Source organism: Paenibacillus macquariensis, from assembly GCF_900156375.1.
GTDB lineage: Bacteria > Bacillota > Bacilli > Paenibacillales > Paenibacillaceae > Paenibacillus_AQ > Paenibacillus_AQ macquariensis.
Genome location: NZ_FTNK01000007.1, coordinates 161,581 through 178,242, shown reverse-complemented (window position 1 = coordinate 178,242; position 16,662 = coordinate 161,581). Strand labels below are relative to the sequence as shown.

The window sequence follows — 16,662 nt, the reverse complement described above, 5'->3', positions numbered from 1 at the left end:
TTGTATGTGGACTTAATTTGGAACTTGGGGGAAGAGGAGGGCATAGAAGGCGAGATGTAACTTAAATAAACTTATATTCGCATGGACGCCGCACATGTCGTCCAGGATTGGAAACAGCAAGCGTTCTTGAAAGCATCGTGAAACTTAGTAGGGTAAACTCCGTACATACATTTGAGCTTTCAGTGCCGATTGCCAGCGGTATAGGTTGTGTTACGAACATCAAGAGTCAACATTGCTATTTTCAAAAAAATAGGAAAGACTAGAATTAAATAACGTCACTTGCGAATCATTAGGAGGAACAATGAGACCTGTATCCACAGACAAAGAAACGCTTTGGCAGTTAATAAAAAAAGGAAATAAATCGTCTGCGATAGCTATGACGGGTAATGCAGTACTGGCTGGAATTAAGACGGTTGCTGCATCATTGAGCGGTAGTGGAACAATGTTTGCATCAGCTATGCATTCACTTGCAGATGCGATTAACCAAGGTTTTGTATTTGTTGGAAGTGTACTCTCGGAGAAAAAAGCTACACGACGTTTCCCAACAGGTTTCGGGCGTGTCATCAATATTTTTTGTATGATTGCAGTCCTCGTTGTTACCGTTATGGCATATGAAACGATCCGCGAAGGGATACATTTAATCCAGCATCCGCAGCAGAGCGGAGGATACTTCTGGCTCAGTGTGGCTGTACTTGTAATTAACGTTGTGATTGACGGGGCTATTCTGTATAAAGCGATGAAAGAAATTCTCCATGAAGCTCGAGTAGAGATACACGGTATGGGGATAGTAGCAGGTGCATTTAAAAATGTGAGTCGTTCAGCCCCCCCTACGAGACTGGTATTCTATGAGGATCTTGTAGCTGTATCAGGAGCACTTCTTGCACTTATTACCATCGTTATCACTTCGTTTGTAGCTTCGCCCTATTTGGACGGAATAACTACAATTCTCATAGGTGTGCTAATGGTCGGAGTTGCTTTTAAAGTGGGCTATGATAATATGGTCGGTCTGATTGGCGTAGCAGCACCACAAGATATAGAAACAAGAATTTCGAATATTATACTTCAAGCACCGCATGTGAAAGATATTTATTCTTTGCGGATTATGCAAGAAGGCCGTTACTATCATGTGGATGGCCTGATTGAGCTTGAAAAAGGTCTTACCCTTGCTGAGGCAGATGATTTTAAATTCGATATTCGAAATCTTGTGTTACAAGATCCGGATATCGTAGATGTTACGTTCGGGATTATAGAGGATGATGATCAGCAAAGTTGGATTGTTAGCGAATAGCATTTCAACTTAATGTAGATGCGATTTAAACAAATATCATAATATGTACAAGAAGTGGTGCAGGAAGTCATTCCTACACCACCTTTTTTTGATTGTGACCCATTATCACTTCGTGTGGGTAGACATATCGAAATCAACATCTTCTATAAATTCGATAACTTCCCCATTAGGACTGTGAATGATAGCGTTCCTTACTAGGATAGCGGGTTCGCCAAGAGAAAGGGAATCCGGTTCTATAAAAGCCTTTGCTCCATGAGTAAGGGCTTTTTGATACATTTCATCTACGTTATCCACATAGAATGCGAGATGCAACAATGCTCCGTGAGCTATATCTTCTTCAGATAATGCTTTCTTCCCTTGCGCGGGGATGACTGCATCGTTATCAAAGATCTCAATACAGGTTCTTTGGTCAGGTGAAATCAGCATGGAGGCTTCCTTAATTTGAAAAGATGGTAGACTCCAATGATGACCTAACTTGAATCCTAGAACTTCAATATAAAATGTAATCGTTGCTTTATAATCTCTTGCTTGGATAGCTACATGTGAAAGGCCTTTTACACTCATCTATCATCGCTCCCATATTTAATATATATTTATTATAGTTGCATTAAAATATGAGATACATATAAAAGATAAGTATTTTATACTAAGATGGTTATTGAATTTAAGGTATTTTAGTTGAATGGGTTTATTTTATTAAATTGGGTCAGGGGGGCTTATATGCAACATCTTTTGGATGACATTGATCGCAAGATCATGGTATTACTTCAGTACAATGCACGAATGTCCATTTCACAAATTAGCAAAGAGGTTTCGATGTCGCAACCATCCGTTAAAGAAAGAATAATCAAGTTGGAAGAAAAGAATATCATTTCTGGGTATAACACCGTTTTTAATTTACGGGATCTAAATCGTGGGACGACCACTTTTATGCTATTAAAAACAGAACATTGCCAAGAGCTCACTGACTTTTGTGAACATGCTATGGAAGTAACTGATTTATTTCGCATTAGTGGAGAATATAATTATCTCATTAAGGTACAAACCGCATCTATTGAGGAACTTGCAGAGTTTCAAGATTCCATTATAAAATTCGGACCTTCAAAGTCTCATATCAGTTTGAAAAATATATTGGAAAACAGGGTTTTGCTCTAAATGGTTTATTTATGAATGAGTGAGTGTAAAATATTGTAGTTAAATTGAAGTTGAGAGGACAGTTGATCAATGAGGGCAGACAGATTATTTTCTATTCTCCTTATTCTTTCAAGTAAGGGCATGCTTACGGGTAAAGCGCTTGCTGAGCACTTTGAGGTATCCGTGAGAACAATTTATAGAGATATAGATAAAATGAGTGAAGCGGGGATACCTCTTTCTCGAACCCATTTGTTAATGTAGAGTTATAATCGCAATAGAGAGTGAGATGAGACGAAAGGAGAGCGAAAATGAAGGACATATTATTTAAGTATATGACTGGACTGACATCCCTTAACGAAGAAGAACAACAAGCAATCGTTAATGAATTACATATTGAAGAATATAAAAGGGGAACCACCCTTCTAACACAAGGAGATGTTCCCACGAAATGTTATTTCGTCTTGAAGGGATGCATAAGGCAGTATTCGATAGATGAAGCGGGAAGAGAAGTCACATCGAATTTCTACACCGAAGAGCAAGCCATTTCAATTTTTAATCATCATAGAGTAGATAAATCATCGGAATACACCTTTACGTGCCTTGAAGATTCTGTGATGGTCGTTGGCAAACTAGATATCGAAAAGGACATGTATAACAAATACGCTCAATTGGAGTCTATGACACGTAAGATAATCGAGGAGAACTTTGGTCAGGTACAAGAAGAATTCGCAGCTTTTATCGCTTCATCACCAGAAGACCGCTTCAAAGGATTTTTAAAGAAACGCCCTTATTTAATCGATCGCGTACCCCAACATCAATTGGCAAGTTATCTCGGTATGACTCCAGAGTCATTTAGCAGAATTAAGAAGAGAGTTCATAAAGATAAAGATTAGCTAGAAGTTACGCCTTTGCAATGACTTTCCCTCCTCTGAACAGCAGCCATAACCCAAAGCCTAATTCTCCTACAATCATGGGTACAGTAAATACAAATTCAAGTATCGTAATGATCCAATGGTCTTGTGGAAGAATCGTGTTGCACAGGTGGATGACAATATAACCCGTTGCAGCAATCAATAATAGGATGCTAATCAATTTAGGTACGCTGCCTGATTTGAGAGCCACCCATCCTACAATCAGTAGATGCCCGCCAAAAACAATTAAACCAATGGACCATATTGAATCAAAGGCTTTCAGATACAACATAACTTGTACTTGAAGTTGTTCGGTTGTAAGTAATGATAAATCGACTGTATTGTTTGAGAGAAGCAACACAAACATTAAATTCATTATCGCAATTCCCAATATAGTCGCATAAGTAAGTCGGAGCCATGCACCCAGCAATGAAAGATTTCTATTCATTGGCTTCAGGAATATATAGAAAGACCAGGCGACCACAATGTCACAGATCAGGATAATGATCCAACCAAAGATTTCAGCTTTGAAAAGCATATTTTGTGAAATGATGTTCTGAAGTGTAGCGCGGGCATCCCCTTGCACCAGAAGGCTTTCATGGACATAGCCATACGAAAAAAATGCTGCAAGCGCCATGATAATAAGTGATATGCCAGCAGTCAGAGCAGACTTTCGCAAATCCGATAGAACTTTTCCTGAGGTAACCATCAATAACTCCTCCTAATTATTAGTCGTGATTCCATTGTAATAGGGAGGTTTATGACGTTCATTGACTTAAGTCAATGGTGCGTAATCATTTTGGGGTTCATCATTATTTACAGATTAGATTCGCCGAACCGTACCATAAATAGGTGCGGTTTTTGTACTGTATTTTTAGGAGTGGGGAAAATGTATTCAAAAGGAAAGCCCAAATGAAGGGAAAGATCTACTTCATTTGGGCTCTGGATATTTACGGGGCATTACGCCAAATCACGAAATCACGAAACCTCTACTAACACGATCGATCACTGCCAGTTTGTGTGGAAAAATCCTGCTAAATCACTTCGTTCATAAGTATGAGCTCCAAAATAATCCCGTTGTGCTTGCAAAAGGTTAGCATTTGACATGCCTGTCCGGTAACTATCGTAATACGTAAGTGAAGCACTTAAACATGGAAACGAAATACCAGAATTAATGCCCTCACAGGCAACTTTTCGCAATCCTATTTGATATTCTTTAACCTTTTCAGCAAAATAAGGGGCGATTAATAGATTAGCGAGATTCGGCTGTGCTTGATAGGTTTCGCTTATGACGTTTAAAAATTCTGCACGAATGATACATCCACCACGGAAAATAAGGGCAATATCCTTTAAAGGTAAATCCCATCCGTAAAGTTCAGAAGTCATTTTATATTGTGTAAATCCTTGCGCGTAGGCACAAATTTTGCCCATATATAATGCTTGTCGAATGTACTCAATCCACAAATCCTTATCTAAACCCTGAGGATCCATCTCTGGGCCGGATAGGATATTGTCTGCATAAACCCGTTCCTCTTTTAAAGAAGAGATGTAACGGGCAAATAATGACTCAGTAATAATGGATGATGGGATCCCGGTCTCTATTGCTTGAATGCTCGTCCATTTACCTGTGCCTTTTTGTCCTGTTTTATCAAGAATCACGTCGATCAGCGGTAAGCCTGTTATTTCATCCTTTTTCCGTAAAATCTCTGCGGTGATTTGGATTAAATAACTGTTCAGTTCACCTTGATTCCATGATTCAAAGATGTCAGCAATTTCGTTAACAGATAAATCTAACCTTTTTCTTAAAAATGTATAGGCTTCTGCAATTAATTGCATATCTGCATACTCGATTCCGTTATGGACCATTTTCACAAAGTGACCTGATCCTTTTGAACCCATATAAACACAGCAAGGATCTTTGTCCACTTGGGCTGCTATTTTTGTTAGAATAGGAGCTACTTTATCATATGTGTCTTTATCTCCACCAGGCATTATCGAAGGTCCGTTTAAAGCCCCAACTTCGCCCCCGGAAATACCGATTCCTAAATAACCCATTCCTTTAGACTTCAACTCATCATATCTACGTTCAGTATCTTCGTAATGGGAGTTACCACCGTCCATGATCACATCGCCTGCTTCAAGAAAAGGTACTAATGTACCGATCACCGAATCAATCGGTTTACCCGCTGTGACCATAAGGAAGATTTTTCTTGGCATTTCTAGGGAGTGAACAAAATCTTGAATTTCGTAGTAGGGATGGAGTAATTGACCTTCCGTTGTGCCAATAAGATTATCGGTTAAGTCCCTCGTATAATTATAGACAGCCACTTGTTCACCTTTACTAGCCATGTTTAAAGCGATATTACTGCCCATGACCCCTAAACCAATGACACCAATTGTATTGAACATTTTTTTCTGCTCCTTCTAATTAATAGGTAGAAAAAAACCTCACTTATTGACTCAGAAGATTCTAAGAGAATAAGTGGGGGGATTTACTGCCTACAAATATTGTTGTTATACGAATAAACTTAGTAATAGAATAAATCCTAATCCAGCAACAGAAACGATTGTCTCAAGCAATGTCCATGTCGCAAATGTTTCTTTCATACTTAGACCAAAATACTCTTTAAACATCCAGAAACCAGCATCGTTAACATGTGAAGCTATTAAACTACCTGCTCCCGTTGCAAGCACAACTAAAGCAAGATTAACGTCAGATTGTCCTAACATTGGAATAACTAAACCAGCAGTTGTTAAAGCTGCAACAGTAGCAGAACCTAAGGAAATACGTAAGATTGCAGCGATGATCCAGGCAAGCAAGATGGGTGATAATGAAGTTCCTTGGAATAGTTCGGCTACATAGTCACCCACGCCGCCATTAATCAATACTTGTTTGAAGGCTCCGCCGCCCCCAATGATTAAGAGCATCATCCCAATATGAGTAATAGCAGTTGTACAAGATTGCATGACAGTTTTGATTGGAATTTTTCTTGCTAATCCCATGGTATAGACAGCAACCAGTAAGGAAATCAACATGGAAGTTGATGCATCGCCAATAAAACGAATAGCAGCGAGTAGACTATTATCTTCAAATCCCATCGTTTTTTGAAGCAATGTAATAATCGTAGCAATAGACATTAAAATAACAGGAAGCATTGCGGTAAATACACTGATACCAAATCCAGGTGTGTCTTCCAATTTAAATTCTTTTTGTTCGCCTAGAGAGGCAATATTACCTGTCTTCGAAAATGATGCAGGTACGAGTTTTTTGGCAAGCTTAGTAAATACTGGTCCAGCCAAAATAACTGTTGGAATTGCAATAATGAAACCATAAAGTAAAACTTCACCAATGTCTGCGCCATACTCACCAGCAATAACTGTAGGTCCTGGGTGAGGAGGTAAGAAACCGTGTGTTACGGATAAAGCTGCAGCCATCGGAATACCGAGATAAAGAATAGAAACCTTTAATTGTCTTGAAATGGCGAATACAATTGGAATTAATAATACTAATCCTACTTCGAAAAATAATGCCACACCGATAATGAACGAAGCAGCTACAACCGCCCATTGAATATTTTTCTCACCAAATTTGTTAACGAGGGTCATAGCAATCCTTTGAGCGCCACCAGAATCAGCGATCAACTTACCTAACATTGCTCCAAGTCCAAAGATTAACGCTAAGTGACCAAGTGTTCCGCCTAATCCGGCTTCAATGGTTTTCACAATTTCATCCAATGGCATTCCAAGTGCTAAAGCGACACCGAACGATACAATGATTAATGAGATAAAGGTGTTTAATTTAAACCCCATTATTAAAATTAATAATGCTAAAATCCCAATGGCTACAATAACTAATGGCATTGTAATTTCCCCCCTGATGTTTATCTTGTTAGTGTTTGATTAAGCTTCTTTGATAGTTGGCAATCCGTGTATAATCTTCTTCTAATACTCTAGATATGTTAATGAAGATCGGCAGTAATTGCCTATATTCTTTCGTTGCTTCTTTGTTTGGTGTGTGTTTGTAGGTACTGCCAACCATTTCAGAAACGACTTCAAATGATTCGATTACTCCGGTGGCATATAAGCCTAAAATACAAGCACCTAGACAAGAACTTTCGTAGCTTTCTGGAACGATTACTTCAGAATCGAATATATCGGACATCATTTGCCGCCAAACATCTGACCTTGCGAAGCCTCCGGTAGCTTGAATACGGGTCACAGGACCGTCCATACATTCGGTTAATGCTAAGAATACGGTGTATAAATTGTAAATGACGCCTTCTAGGGCTGCGCGAATCATATGTTCCTTCTTATGTGACATCGTTAAACCGAAGAATGAGCCACGTACATCTGGATTCCATAATGGCGCACGTTCACCAGAGAGGTATGGATGGAATAACAATCCATCGGATCCTGGTCTTACACGTTCAGCAATCTTAGTTAATACATCATAGGGATCAATTCCTAGTCTTTTTGCTGTTTCTACTTCTGATGAGGCAAGTTCATCACGGATCCAGCGAAGGACCATCCCGCCATTGTTTACCGGCCCGCCAATTACCCAGTGATTTTCTGTTAAGGCATAACAAAATATTCTACCCTTGTCGTCAGTTTGCGGCTTGTCAATAATGGTTCGAATGGCACCGCTTGTCCCAATTGTGACGGCAATTTCACCTTTTCGTATCGCATTTACACCTAGATTAGAAAGGACTCCGTCGCTTGCACCAATGACAAATGATGTTTGAGGATCGATACCCATCTGTTTTGCTAAATCTGAATCACAGTTGGTAAATATCTTGGTTGTTGGTACAAGATCAGATAATTGAGCAGGTGTTATACCAGCAATTTGTAATGCTTCTTCATCCCAATCTAGTGTTTTGAGATTCATCATGCCCATGGCTGATGCGAGGGAATAATCGACAACATAGTGATCAAAGAACTTTTTGAAAATATATTCTTTAATTCCGATATATTTTTTAACTTTGACAGCGATTTCAGGAAGGTCATTCACAATCCAAGCTATTTTAGTTAATGGTGACATGGGATGAATCGGTGTTCCCGTTCGTTTATAGACTTCATGGCCATTCAACTCATCTTTTATTTTATGTGACCATGCTTCACTTCGATTATCTGCCCATGTGATACAAGGCGTCAGCGGCTGGTCATTTTCATCCATTGCAATGACACTATGCATGGCACTGCTAAATGAAACAAACGATATTCTTTTTTGTGAATGATGTTTCATTATATTCGAAATGGCTTGTAGGACTGCCTGAAAAATCTCTTCTGGGTCTTGTTCAGCTGTCGACATATCCGGTGTATAAAGCGGGTACCCCATATTTTCTTGTTGGATGACTTCGCCTTTTTCACTAAATAAAACTGCTTTTGTACTTGTGGTTCCGATATCTATACCTAACATATAGTTAGTCATTTTGCTGCACTACTCCTTTCGAGAGTATTTGTTGTGATATCCATAGGTCTTCTACTTTACCTTGAACATCATCAAAATTTTCATGTAAAGACTTACTCATGAGGTCTCTATCTTTTGTTCGGATTGCTTCAATGTAAAGCTCATGATTTTTTATAATGCGAGTAAAGTCTTCAACCTTTTCTTTGAAACGCATACGCATCGACAAAAGAATGAAGCTTTCCATAACGGGTTTTAAATTATTCCAGATCATCAGGATGTAAGAATGATTAGCTGCACGAATAATCGTTTCATGGAACAAGACATCTTGATAGGCAAACTCATCAGCATCACTATATTTGATTGCGACTTTCATCATTTCTAGTATTTTACTAAGTTCCTTTATTAATTCATTAGTATCTATCCTTACAAGCCGTTCAAATACAAACGATTCTATGAGTAAACGGACATCATAAATCTCTTCTATTTCTATTTCTGATAAACCAATAACAACGGCACCCATTCTTTCTAATCGGATGATATTTTCGGATGCCAGTATTTTTAACGCTTCACGTATGGGTGAGCGACTTACAGCGAAATCTATAGCTAATTTATTTTCTGATAGTATGGTACCGCTTTCAATCTGGCCGGAAATGATACGCATTCTAAGCTCGTATGTTACACGGTCACCAGCAGAGGCTTTTGAAAGCCATTTGGAGGGATATAGGAATTCCCGTGATTCTGTCATAAACTCACCTCTTAATTATTTAAGTATACTTGTATACAAGTATTATATCGCGAATAATTAATTTTGCAAGCGATTTCATAAATCGGTGCCTGTTACGTCACGATATCTTTGTTTTCCAAAGATACATATCTACAACGTACATGCACAGATAGGCACACGCCTACATAGAATAAAATGACCGTTAACGCAGTAGGTTGTTGTATTCAGTAGGAGGTGTCATCTTTGTCTGGACTGATCAGTATGATTGCTTTATTTATTAAGGAACTCTCGCTTCTAGTGTCTTATGTCAAGAACAATGCATTTCCCCAGCCTCTATCTGAGAAAGATGAGGGCAAGTACTTAAAGTTGATGGCCGAAGGAGACGGCCACGCGAAATATGCTTATTGAACACGAATTGATGTCAGTGAGAGGTGCGGTTTGATTTTAGGGGAGGTTCGTAATGGGAGGGTGGGACAAACTATTGGGGCTCAATAGGAATGTTGACCTATGTATTTTTCCGTTATTATAGAGTGTGAAGTGCTTAGTGGATTAAAGTCTGAATACCGTTTGCACGGTATAAAGTTATTTAATTCACGCAGATGCATCGAGGTTAATTCTCAAATTGCTAGTAATGTAGGAGACATCAGAAGGGAGCAAAAAGAAAAGATCGCGAACTTAATACTCCTAACGCCCTAATTCTGGCAACTGCTATCGAATATCACCTCGGTGTGGTCTCTAGGGATTCGGACATGAATTTTGTGCAGGAAGCGTTTGGATGACCACTTTTCCAAATATAATAAGACATTGATTATAATTAATTTCAGGAGAATATATTGAATATGAAACCAATGCGACTCATTTGAGAGATGCATTGGTTTTTGCTTTTAGTTGTTCTTTCATAGAATAATCCCTCTAGAATGCAATTGGCTCTAGGTCATCAAAGCTCTCATTACCAAACTAATCCCATGTTGAAACGGAAATATCATTTTCTAAATCGGCGTGGAACCAAAATAAATCATGACAACATCCTGGATAGGAGTAAAGTGGCTCTGTGTATTGCTCCAATTGTCACGAATATTTGCCCCACTCGCTATCTCGTGATCAACCTAATTCATTTTACAGACTCAAGCAAAATCTTTGAAATATTCTTCTTGTTTCAGGGCATCGACAAACTTCTGGAGCCATTCGTAATAGGTTTGTCCATGCCGGAGTTTATATAAATCTTGCAGAGCAAGATTACGCTCCTGGTCTGTAATATGTTCATCGATAATAATTTCTGTTAATTCAAGAAGAGCTTTACTAATGGCTTCTGTCATTACATTGATTTCACGCTGGAGCTTAAGCGTGAAGAAGTTTTGAAATGTATGAAAAAAATCAACCTCCGCGACGTACAGTTCTTTTCGATCCTGTTTTTCTTCTAACTTTTTGACCATTTGAGATTCTACCAAAGATCTAACCGCATAGCTCATGTTGCTTTTACTCATATTCATTCGTACTTTCATTTCATCAAGAGTCATCGGTTTATTTTCAAAGAACATAATTCCGTACAATTGACCGGATGAAGGAGTGCCGCCGTACAAATCCATCGTCTCAGCAATAGCGTCAATTACTATTTGTCTGATATGTAATCTTTGTTCTGAAATGTGGTATTCCATTTCTTGTGACAATAGACTTTTCACTCCTTTATTTCTGCATAAATGACAGATTCAATAGATTTTTTTTAATTATATCAAAAATAACGGTTTCGTGAGAAATGGAATTTGAATTTTTCATTTGCGAAATTTTAACACTGGGTTGACAATCATTTGACACAAAGTGGGAAGTTATAATGTACAGTATTAATTGTACGGATTGATAATTTTAAGTATTTGGAGGTTTAATTAATAACAATTCAATATTTTTTGAATTGTTTATGGAATTATCCTGATTTCTGGAAACATCAATTATCTACTAAATCGTGAAAAGGGGATTAACTATGAAGAGAAAATGGAAATCACTTGCGTCTATGTTACTCATTACTGGTATATTGGCAGGTTGCGGCACAGCGAAGCCAGTAAGCACAGCTCAAAACGGTAGCCAACCGAGTCCGGCAGCAACTACTGCAGCAAGCGAATCAGGAGAAATAACCGTATATTCAGCAATAGAAGAAGAACAAGTTAAAACCTATCTGACCTCTTTCAAGTCTCAATATCCGAATATCAAGGTGAACGTTGTTCGTGATTCAACAGGGATCATGACAGCCAAGTTAATTGCAGAGAAAGATAATCCTCAAGCAGATGTCATCTGGGGATTGGCAGCAACAAGTTTACTCGTTATGGATGATCAAAAAATGTTGGAGCCTTATGCGCCTAAAGGTGTCGATCAGGTGCTCCCGGAATTTAAAGATAAATCGAGTGTTCCAAAATGGGTCGGAATTGACATCTGGGAGACAGCCATCATTGCGAACAAGGTTGAGTTAGAAAAGCGTCACCTGGCCATTCCCCAATCTTACGAGGATCTAGTTAAGCCGGAATACAAAGGATTAATCGCTATGCCGGATCCGGCATCCTCAGGCACGGGATATTTGACCGTTAATGCACTTATCCAACTGTACGGCAAGGATAAAGCGTGGTCTTTCATGAACAAGCTGCATGACAACATGATGGTATATACCCATTCTGGATCCAAACCGGCGAAAATGGCAGCATCAGGTGAAGTTCCGATCGGTATTTCTTATGGATACAGCGGCATTCTAGAGAAGAAAAAAGGTTCCCCAATTGAAGTCATCTTCCCTAAAGAAGGATCGGGCTGGGATATGGAAGCCAACGCACTCGTGAACAAGAAAGAAGTGAAGTCGGAAGCGAAGTTGTTCCTGGATTGGGCGATAAGCGCTGAGCCGATGAAGGAATACAATAAAAACTACGCGATATTGAGTATTAAACAAGAAGGCAATAAAATTCCTGACGGCTATAGTAAAGATCCGGTATCTCAATTAACTAAGCTAGATTTGTACCAAGCTGCTAGAGACCGTGAATCTGTGCTGGAAGAATGGTCCAATAAATACGCTGCCAAGTCAGAACCTAAAAAATAGATAGTGGATTACTAAGGGGTGCCGATGTTGGGCATCCTTCCCATTTCCGGGGATACATTTGGATAAATCAGGCAAAAAGGGGCATTTGTTATGAAGCAGGGATATTTATCGCTGCGCAACCTCTCCAAGCATTTTGGGAAGCAAACTGCGCTGCAGGAAATAAATTTAGATATTTATCAACATGAATTCATCTGTTTGTTGGGGCCGAGCGGATGTGGTAAAACAACGTTGCTGCGCATCCTTGCGGGTCTGGAAAAAGCGGATAGGGGTCATTTGACCATTGACGGGAAAGATATCACTTCTGTACCTGCCGGTAAACGAAATTTCGGCATGATGTTTCAATCGTATGCATTATTTCCTAATCTATCGGTTTCCGAGAATATTGCGTACGGGCTTCGCAATCGCCTAACCAAGTCCCAAATCATAGATCGTGTGGACGAGCTATTAAGCTTAGTGGAATTGGATGATCAGCGCCACAAAGTACCCGCTCAATTATCGGGAGGCCAACAGCAGCGGGTAGCACTTGCGCGGGCGCTCGCATTTTCACCGGACTGTTTGTTGCTGGATGAGCCATTATCCGCTCTTGACGCTAAGGTACGCGTCAAGTTGCGTCGTGAAATCTGCCGTCTGCATAAACAATTTGGTATGACGACAATTATGGTCACGCACGATCAAGAGGAAGCTTTAACTATGGCTGATCGCATTGTCGTGATGAACCAATCGAGAATCATTCAAGTCGGCACCCCAAATGAAGTATATGAACGTCCGAATAGTCCCTTTGTTACCGATTTTATAGGAGCAGTCAGCTTTATAGAAACGGATGACGAAAAACAAGGAAATCCTGTCTTGGCTATTCGTCCAGAACATGTTCAATTGGTTCGGGAAGGCCCAGTTAAAGGCAGACAGGGAATCGTACGGGAAATCGAATATCGAGGGACTCATTACCGTTTGGTTCTAGAGTTATTAGATCATCAGGGTGCTCCGCGTCTGCAATTCCTTACCGTTGATTTGCCAACGCAAGCTATGGCGACTTTGCATATCAAACTCAATCAGAAGGTAACGTTTAAATTGCTGTCTGAACATATTATCCGGTTTGATACGGTATCTAATACCAATATTGCGGTAGGGTGAGGAGGATCATGGCATGGAAACATGGTTAAAACGAATGCGACCGAATGCTAACGGATGGAGTCAGAACGGATTCATTTTAATAATGATGCTCACCTTATTGTTTACGATCGTGCTACCGCTTGGTGAACTCTTGATTAAAGCCGTAAGCAATCAAGATGGGAACTTTATTGGACTCGCCAATTTTGCTAAATATTTCTCCACACCGACGCTTGTAACTTCATTATGGCATTCCATTAAGGTTTCATTGATTACGACCGTAGTCGCTGTGACGCTTGGATTCGGGTTTGCCTATGCGCTTGAGAGAAGCGGGATTCGGGGGAAATGGTTTTTCCGATCCGTAGCACTGCTTCCGCTTTTTGCTCCTTCAATGCTGCACGGACTTGCGTTAATCTATTTATTCGGCAATCAAGGACTTATTTCCACAGGGTTCTTCGGTGTGCTGCCTGAATTTCGAATTCAGCTTTATGGGCAGGTCGGGATTATACTATCCGAAATTTTATATACGTTCCCACAAGCATTTCTTATCCTGTCGGTTGCTTTTGCAAGTTCGGATTATCGGCTATATGAAGCGGCGGAGACGCTTGGTGCGTCAAAATGGCGTACGTTTTGGACGGTAACTGTACCAGGCTCCAAATTTGCGCTCATTAGCACGATTGTCGTTTGTTTTGTCCTGACGTTTACTGACTTTGGGGCGCCCAAGGTTGTAGGTGGACAATACAACGTTCTTGCGACCGATTTGTTCAAGCAAGTGATTGGTCAACAGAATATGCAAATGGGGGCCGCTGTTGGTGTGTTGTTGTTAATCCCGGCCGTGCTTTCATTTGCCATAGACCGAATTGCACAGCGGAAACAGAGTGGGATGCTTAGCGCAAAATCAATGCCATATCGAATTGAAGCAAACAAGACGCGTGACGTCCTGTTATTCATTCTTTGTTCGATGGTATCTGCTGCCATTCTTAGCATTATTCTTGTGGCTATCTATGGATCTATAGTGAAAGTATGGCCATATAACTTACAGCTCTCTTTTTCCCACTACGATGGTTTTCTTGACGGGGCGGGACCGTTTGTGAACAGTTTGCTCATTTCGGTTGGCGTTGCGTTAATTGGCAGTGTTGTGACATTTATGTTTGCCTATCTCATTGAAAAATCTCGAGGTTATGCATTATTGCGCAATGCGGCATATATGCTGTCCATGCTACCGCTTGCGTTGCCGGGATTGGTGCTAGGCCTCATCTATGTATTCTACTTTAATAATCCGAACCAACCCTTGCATGGGCTATACGGGACCATATGGATCATGATTATATGTAATATTGTGCATTATTATTCGGTTTCGTTTTTAACGGTGACCTCGGCACTTAAAAAGCTGGATAGCGAGTTCGAGGCAGCATCAGAAACGATGAATGTACCCTGGTATAGGACACTTGTCAGAGTAACGTTACCCATGTCATTGCCATGTATCTTGGAGATTTTTATGTATTATTTTATCAATAGCATGGTTACGGTGTCAGCGGTCATCTTTTTGTATGCGCCAGACTTGAAACCGGCTGCCGTAGCGATTGTTAATATGGAGGACTCAGGCGATATAGCTCAGGCGGCAGCGATGTCATTGCTAATCATACTGGCTAATCTGATTATGCGAACTGCTGTTATGTTGCTGTCTGGTAAAATGCGCCGTAAAACGGAAGCGCTGTTGGTAAAGAAAGATAGTTAGTTTTCATTATATGAGACCTCAGGAGCGATTGGAATGCCGAAATTGATGATTAACAAGAGAAGCTATTCTGTGAAGGGGATATTATTTGATAAGGATGGCACACTGCTTGACTTTATAAGTCTTTGGGGATATTGGAGCGAGTCGTTGTACCGGAATTATTCAAGTAAAGTATTGGCTGTTGCAACGGATGGGGTCATTGATCCCATCTCGGATTTGTGGGGAACGGTTCATGACGCCGCCGGGCATATGTCTGATTATAGTAGAAACGGTCCATTGGCCATGGGATCGATTGGTGATTTGCTCGCTATATTAGCATGGCAAGGCTACCGTCTAGGAATCCCTTGGAGTGAATCCATGCGGTTTGCAAGGGACAGTAAGCGTCTGGCAGATGAAGAAATGGAACAGGTTCGTCCGACTTATCCGCTGCCGGGAGTTATAGACTTTCTGAAGCAATGCCATGATCAAGGGATACCAATGGGCATTGTAACGGCTGATGAGACAGCCGAAGCGGAAAAACATTTGCAGTGGTTGGGCATTCGCCAGTTTTTTAAAGTTATTGTTGGGAACGATCTGGTGAAACAGGGAAAGCCTTTTCCAGAAATGTTAAATAAGGCTTGCCTAGAGCTTGGCTTAGCACCGAATCAAGTGGCCTTGATTGGGGACACCAACAGCGATATGCAGATGGGGAATTCCGCAGGAGCTGCAGTCACTATAGGGTTAATGATTAATGATGCTTCAGAATCTAGCGAATGCTGGCTCAAAGACGCGAATGTACTAGTCTCTTCGTACGCTGAACTTCACTTGGAGGAATCCACAGATGAAGGGTGATAGCGGTATGGGATGGTTGCTTTTAATACTTGCCATCCTTTTTGAATTATCGGGAACGACGTCAATGAAGCTATCCGAAGGATTTACCCGATTGTGGCCGTCTATTTTGATGTTTGTTTTATATGGCGCAAGCTTTACCCTGCTTAACTTTGCTCTAACCTACATTGAAGTTGGAGTTGCTTACGCGATTTGGTCAGGTGTCGGTATTGTTCTAATGACACTGGTGGGATTTGTGCTTTTCAAGGAATCATTCAATATTAACCAACTAGCATGGACGGTACTCATCGTTGTAGGTGTTATCGGCTTGAAATTAAGTAGTAAGGTTCATTGATATAGCGGATTGCACATGTAATTAACCTATTGATCGCAAGTTTATTGTACAGACATGAAATAAGAGATTTTATCAAGTGAAAAACGAGTCATTCACTTTCGATATGCAAGTTTTTTTCAGAGGG

At 40.2% G+C, this 16,662-nt stretch carries 16 protein-coding genes and 1 pseudogene; 10 read left to right on the top strand and 7 right to left on the bottom strand.

Going from position 1 to position 16,662, the window contains the following annotated elements; translation table 11 throughout:
* Window positions 1-301: 301 nt before the first annotated feature.
* Window positions 302-1,288: a cation diffusion facilitator family transporter gene (locus BW961_RS14750; RefSeq protein WP_068587854.1), complete on the top strand. Its 987-nt coding sequence runs from the start codon at window positions 302-304 to the stop codon at window positions 1,286-1,288.
* 105 nt (window positions 1,289-1,393) lie between these two features.
* Here BW961_RS14750 and BW961_RS14745 read toward each other — a convergent pair whose 3' ends face one another.
* Window positions 1,394-1,852: a VOC family protein gene (locus BW961_RS14745; RefSeq protein ID WP_068587852.1), complete on the bottom strand. Its 459-nt coding sequence runs from the start codon at window positions 1,850-1,852 to the stop codon at window positions 1,394-1,396.
* A gap of 156 nt (window positions 1,853-2,008) precedes the next feature.
* On the opposite strand from BW961_RS14745, the gene BW961_RS14740 reads away from it, so the two are divergent.
* The 3 genes from BW961_RS14740 to BW961_RS14730 all read left to right on the top strand — a co-directional run bounded on the left by BW961_RS14740 (window position 2,009) and on the right by BW961_RS14730 (window position 3,315).
* Window positions 2,009-2,443: an Lrp/AsnC family transcriptional regulator gene (locus tag BW961_RS14740; RefSeq protein ID WP_068587850.1), complete on the top strand. Its 435-nt coding sequence runs from the start codon at window positions 2,009-2,011 to the stop codon at window positions 2,441-2,443.
* Window positions 2,444-2,512: 69 nt separating this feature from the next.
* Window positions 2,513-2,683, top strand: coding sequence for a helix-turn-helix transcriptional regulator (locus BW961_RS14735; protein WP_082867559.1), 171 nt, complete (start codon window positions 2,513-2,515; stop codon window positions 2,681-2,683).
* Window positions 2,684-2,730: 47 nt separating this feature from the next.
* Entirely contained in the window at window positions 2,731-3,315 is a 585-nt protein-coding gene (locus BW961_RS14730) for a Crp/Fnr family transcriptional regulator (RefSeq protein WP_068587847.1), read from the top strand.
* Window positions 3,316-3,322: 7 nt separating this feature from the next.
* Here the strand turns inward: BW961_RS14730 and BW961_RS14725 are convergent, their stop codons facing one another.
* From BW961_RS14725 to BW961_RS14705, 5 genes are all read right to left on the bottom strand, one after another.
* Window positions 3,323-4,042 carry a DUF4386 domain-containing protein gene (locus tag BW961_RS14725; protein ID WP_068587845.1) on the bottom strand — a complete coding sequence of 240 codons (720 nt, stop codon included), beginning with the start codon at window positions 4,040-4,042 and terminating at the stop codon, window positions 3,323-3,325.
* Window positions 4,043-4,338: 296 nt separating this feature from the next.
* Window positions 4,339-5,742 (bottom strand): decarboxylating NADP(+)-dependent phosphogluconate dehydrogenase, encoded by a 1,404-nt coding sequence (gene gnd, locus BW961_RS14720; protein ID WP_068587843.1) that lies wholly within the window; start codon window positions 5,740-5,742, stop codon window positions 4,339-4,341.
* A 105-nt stretch (window positions 5,743-5,847) separates the two neighbouring features.
* Complete coding sequence (locus BW961_RS14715; RefSeq protein ID WP_068587841.1) at window positions 5,848-7,194, bottom strand: GntP family permease; 1,347 nt, start codon at window positions 7,192-7,194, stop codon at window positions 5,848-5,850.
* Window positions 7,195-7,222: 28 nt separating this feature from the next.
* Entirely contained in the window at window positions 7,223-8,761 is a 1,539-nt protein-coding gene (gene gntK, locus BW961_RS14710) for a gluconokinase (RefSeq protein WP_068587838.1), read from the bottom strand.
* On the bottom strand, window positions 8,754-9,485 hold the full coding sequence (locus tag BW961_RS14705; protein WP_068587836.1) for a GntR family transcriptional regulator: 732 nt from the start codon (window positions 9,483-9,485) through the stop codon (window positions 8,754-8,756). The genes gntK and BW961_RS14705 overlap by 8 nt, the downstream gene beginning before the upstream one ends.
* A 222-nt stretch (window positions 9,486-9,707) precedes the next feature.
* Here BW961_RS14705 and BW961_RS14700 point away from each other — a divergent pair.
* Window positions 9,708-9,891 (top strand): annotated as a pseudogene (locus tag BW961_RS14700) (RNA polymerase subunit sigma-70); the annotation flags it as partial.
* A 697-nt stretch (window positions 9,892-10,588) separates the two neighbouring features.
* Here BW961_RS14700 and BW961_RS14695 read toward each other — a convergent pair.
* Complete coding sequence (locus tag BW961_RS14695; protein ID WP_068588128.1) at window positions 10,589-11,119, bottom strand: GbsR/MarR family transcriptional regulator; 531 nt, start codon at window positions 11,117-11,119, stop codon at window positions 10,589-10,591.
* 320 nt (window positions 11,120-11,439) lie between these two features.
* Here BW961_RS14695 and BW961_RS14690 point away from each other — a divergent pair, with 320 nt between their 5' ends.
* The 5 genes from BW961_RS14690 (at window position 11,440) to BW961_RS14670 (ending at window position 16,538) form a co-directional block, all read left to right on the top strand.
* Window positions 11,440-12,534 carry a putative 2-aminoethylphosphonate ABC transporter substrate-binding protein gene (locus BW961_RS14690; protein ID WP_068587834.1) on the top strand — a complete coding sequence of 365 codons (1,095 nt, stop codon included), beginning with the start codon at window positions 11,440-11,442 and terminating at the stop codon, window positions 12,532-12,534.
* 90 nt (window positions 12,535-12,624) lie between these two features.
* Entirely contained in the window at window positions 12,625-13,665 is a 1,041-nt protein-coding gene (locus BW961_RS14685; protein WP_068587832.1) for an ABC transporter ATP-binding protein, read from the top strand.
* A gap of 13 nt (window positions 13,666-13,678) precedes the next feature.
* Window positions 13,679-15,379 (top strand): putative 2-aminoethylphosphonate ABC transporter permease subunit, encoded by a 1,701-nt coding sequence (locus tag BW961_RS14680; RefSeq protein WP_068587830.1) that lies wholly within the window; start codon window positions 13,679-13,681, stop codon window positions 15,377-15,379.
* Window positions 15,380-15,412: 33 nt separating this feature from the next.
* Complete coding sequence (locus BW961_RS14675) at window positions 15,413-16,207, top strand: HAD family hydrolase (RefSeq protein WP_068587828.1); 795 nt, start codon at window positions 15,413-15,415, stop codon at window positions 16,205-16,207.
* Complete coding sequence (locus BW961_RS14670; protein ID WP_068587826.1) at window positions 16,197-16,538, top strand: DMT family transporter; 342 nt, start codon at window positions 16,197-16,199, stop codon at window positions 16,536-16,538. The genes BW961_RS14675 and BW961_RS14670 overlap by 11 nt, the downstream gene beginning before the upstream one ends.
* Window positions 16,539-16,662: the final 124 nt, after the last annotated feature.

Bases quoted from the DNA above. Each gene is read 5' to 3' on its own strand.
- gnd (WP_068587843.1), bottom strand. From the start codon at position 5,742: ATGTTCAATACAATTGGTGTCATTGGTTTAGGGGTCATGGGCAGTAAT.
- BW961_RS14745 (WP_068587852.1), bottom strand. From the start codon at position 1,852: ATGAGTGTAAAAGGCCTTTCACATGTAGCTATCCAAGCAAGAGATTAT.
- gntK (WP_068587838.1), bottom strand. From the start codon at position 8,761: ATGACTAACTATATGTTAGGTATAGATATCGGAACCACAAGTACAAAA.
- BW961_RS14670 (WP_068587826.1), top strand. From the start codon at position 16,197: ATGAAGGGTGATAGCGGTATGGGATGGTTGCTTTTAATACTTGCCATC.
- BW961_RS14730 (WP_068587847.1), top strand. From the start codon at position 2,731: ATGAAGGACATATTATTTAAGTATATGACTGGACTGACATCCCTTAAC.
- BW961_RS14695 (WP_068588128.1), bottom strand. From the start codon at position 11,119: ATGGAATACCACATTTCAGAACAAAGATTACATATCAGACAAATAGTA.
- BW961_RS14675 (WP_068587828.1), top strand. From the start codon at position 15,413: ATGCCGAAATTGATGATTAACAAGAGAAGCTATTCTGTGAAGGGGATA.
- BW961_RS14690 (WP_068587834.1), top strand. From the start codon at position 11,440: ATGAAGAGAAAATGGAAATCACTTGCGTCTATGTTACTCATTACTGGT.
- BW961_RS14735 (WP_082867559.1), top strand. From the start codon at position 2,513: ATGAGGGCAGACAGATTATTTTCTATTCTCCTTATTCTTTCAAGTAAG.
- BW961_RS14705 (WP_068587836.1), bottom strand. From the start codon at position 9,485: ATGACAGAATCACGGGAATTCCTATATCCCTCCAAATGGCTTTCAAAA.
- BW961_RS14680 (WP_068587830.1), top strand. From the start codon at position 13,679: ATGGAAACATGGTTAAAACGAATGCGACCGAATGCTAACGGATGGAGT.
- BW961_RS14750 (WP_068587854.1), top strand. From the start codon at position 302: ATGAGACCTGTATCCACAGACAAAGAAACGCTTTGGCAGTTAATAAAA.
- BW961_RS14740 (WP_068587850.1), top strand. From the start codon at position 2,009: ATGCAACATCTTTTGGATGACATTGATCGCAAGATCATGGTATTACTT.
- BW961_RS14715 (WP_068587841.1), bottom strand. From the start codon at position 7,194: ATGCCATTAGTTATTGTAGCCATTGGGATTTTAGCATTATTAATTTTA.
- BW961_RS14725 (WP_068587845.1), bottom strand. From the start codon at position 4,042: ATGGTTACCTCAGGAAAAGTTCTATCGGATTTGCGAAAGTCTGCTCTG.
- BW961_RS14685 (WP_068587832.1), top strand. From the start codon at position 12,625: ATGAAGCAGGGATATTTATCGCTGCGCAACCTCTCCAAGCATTTTGGG.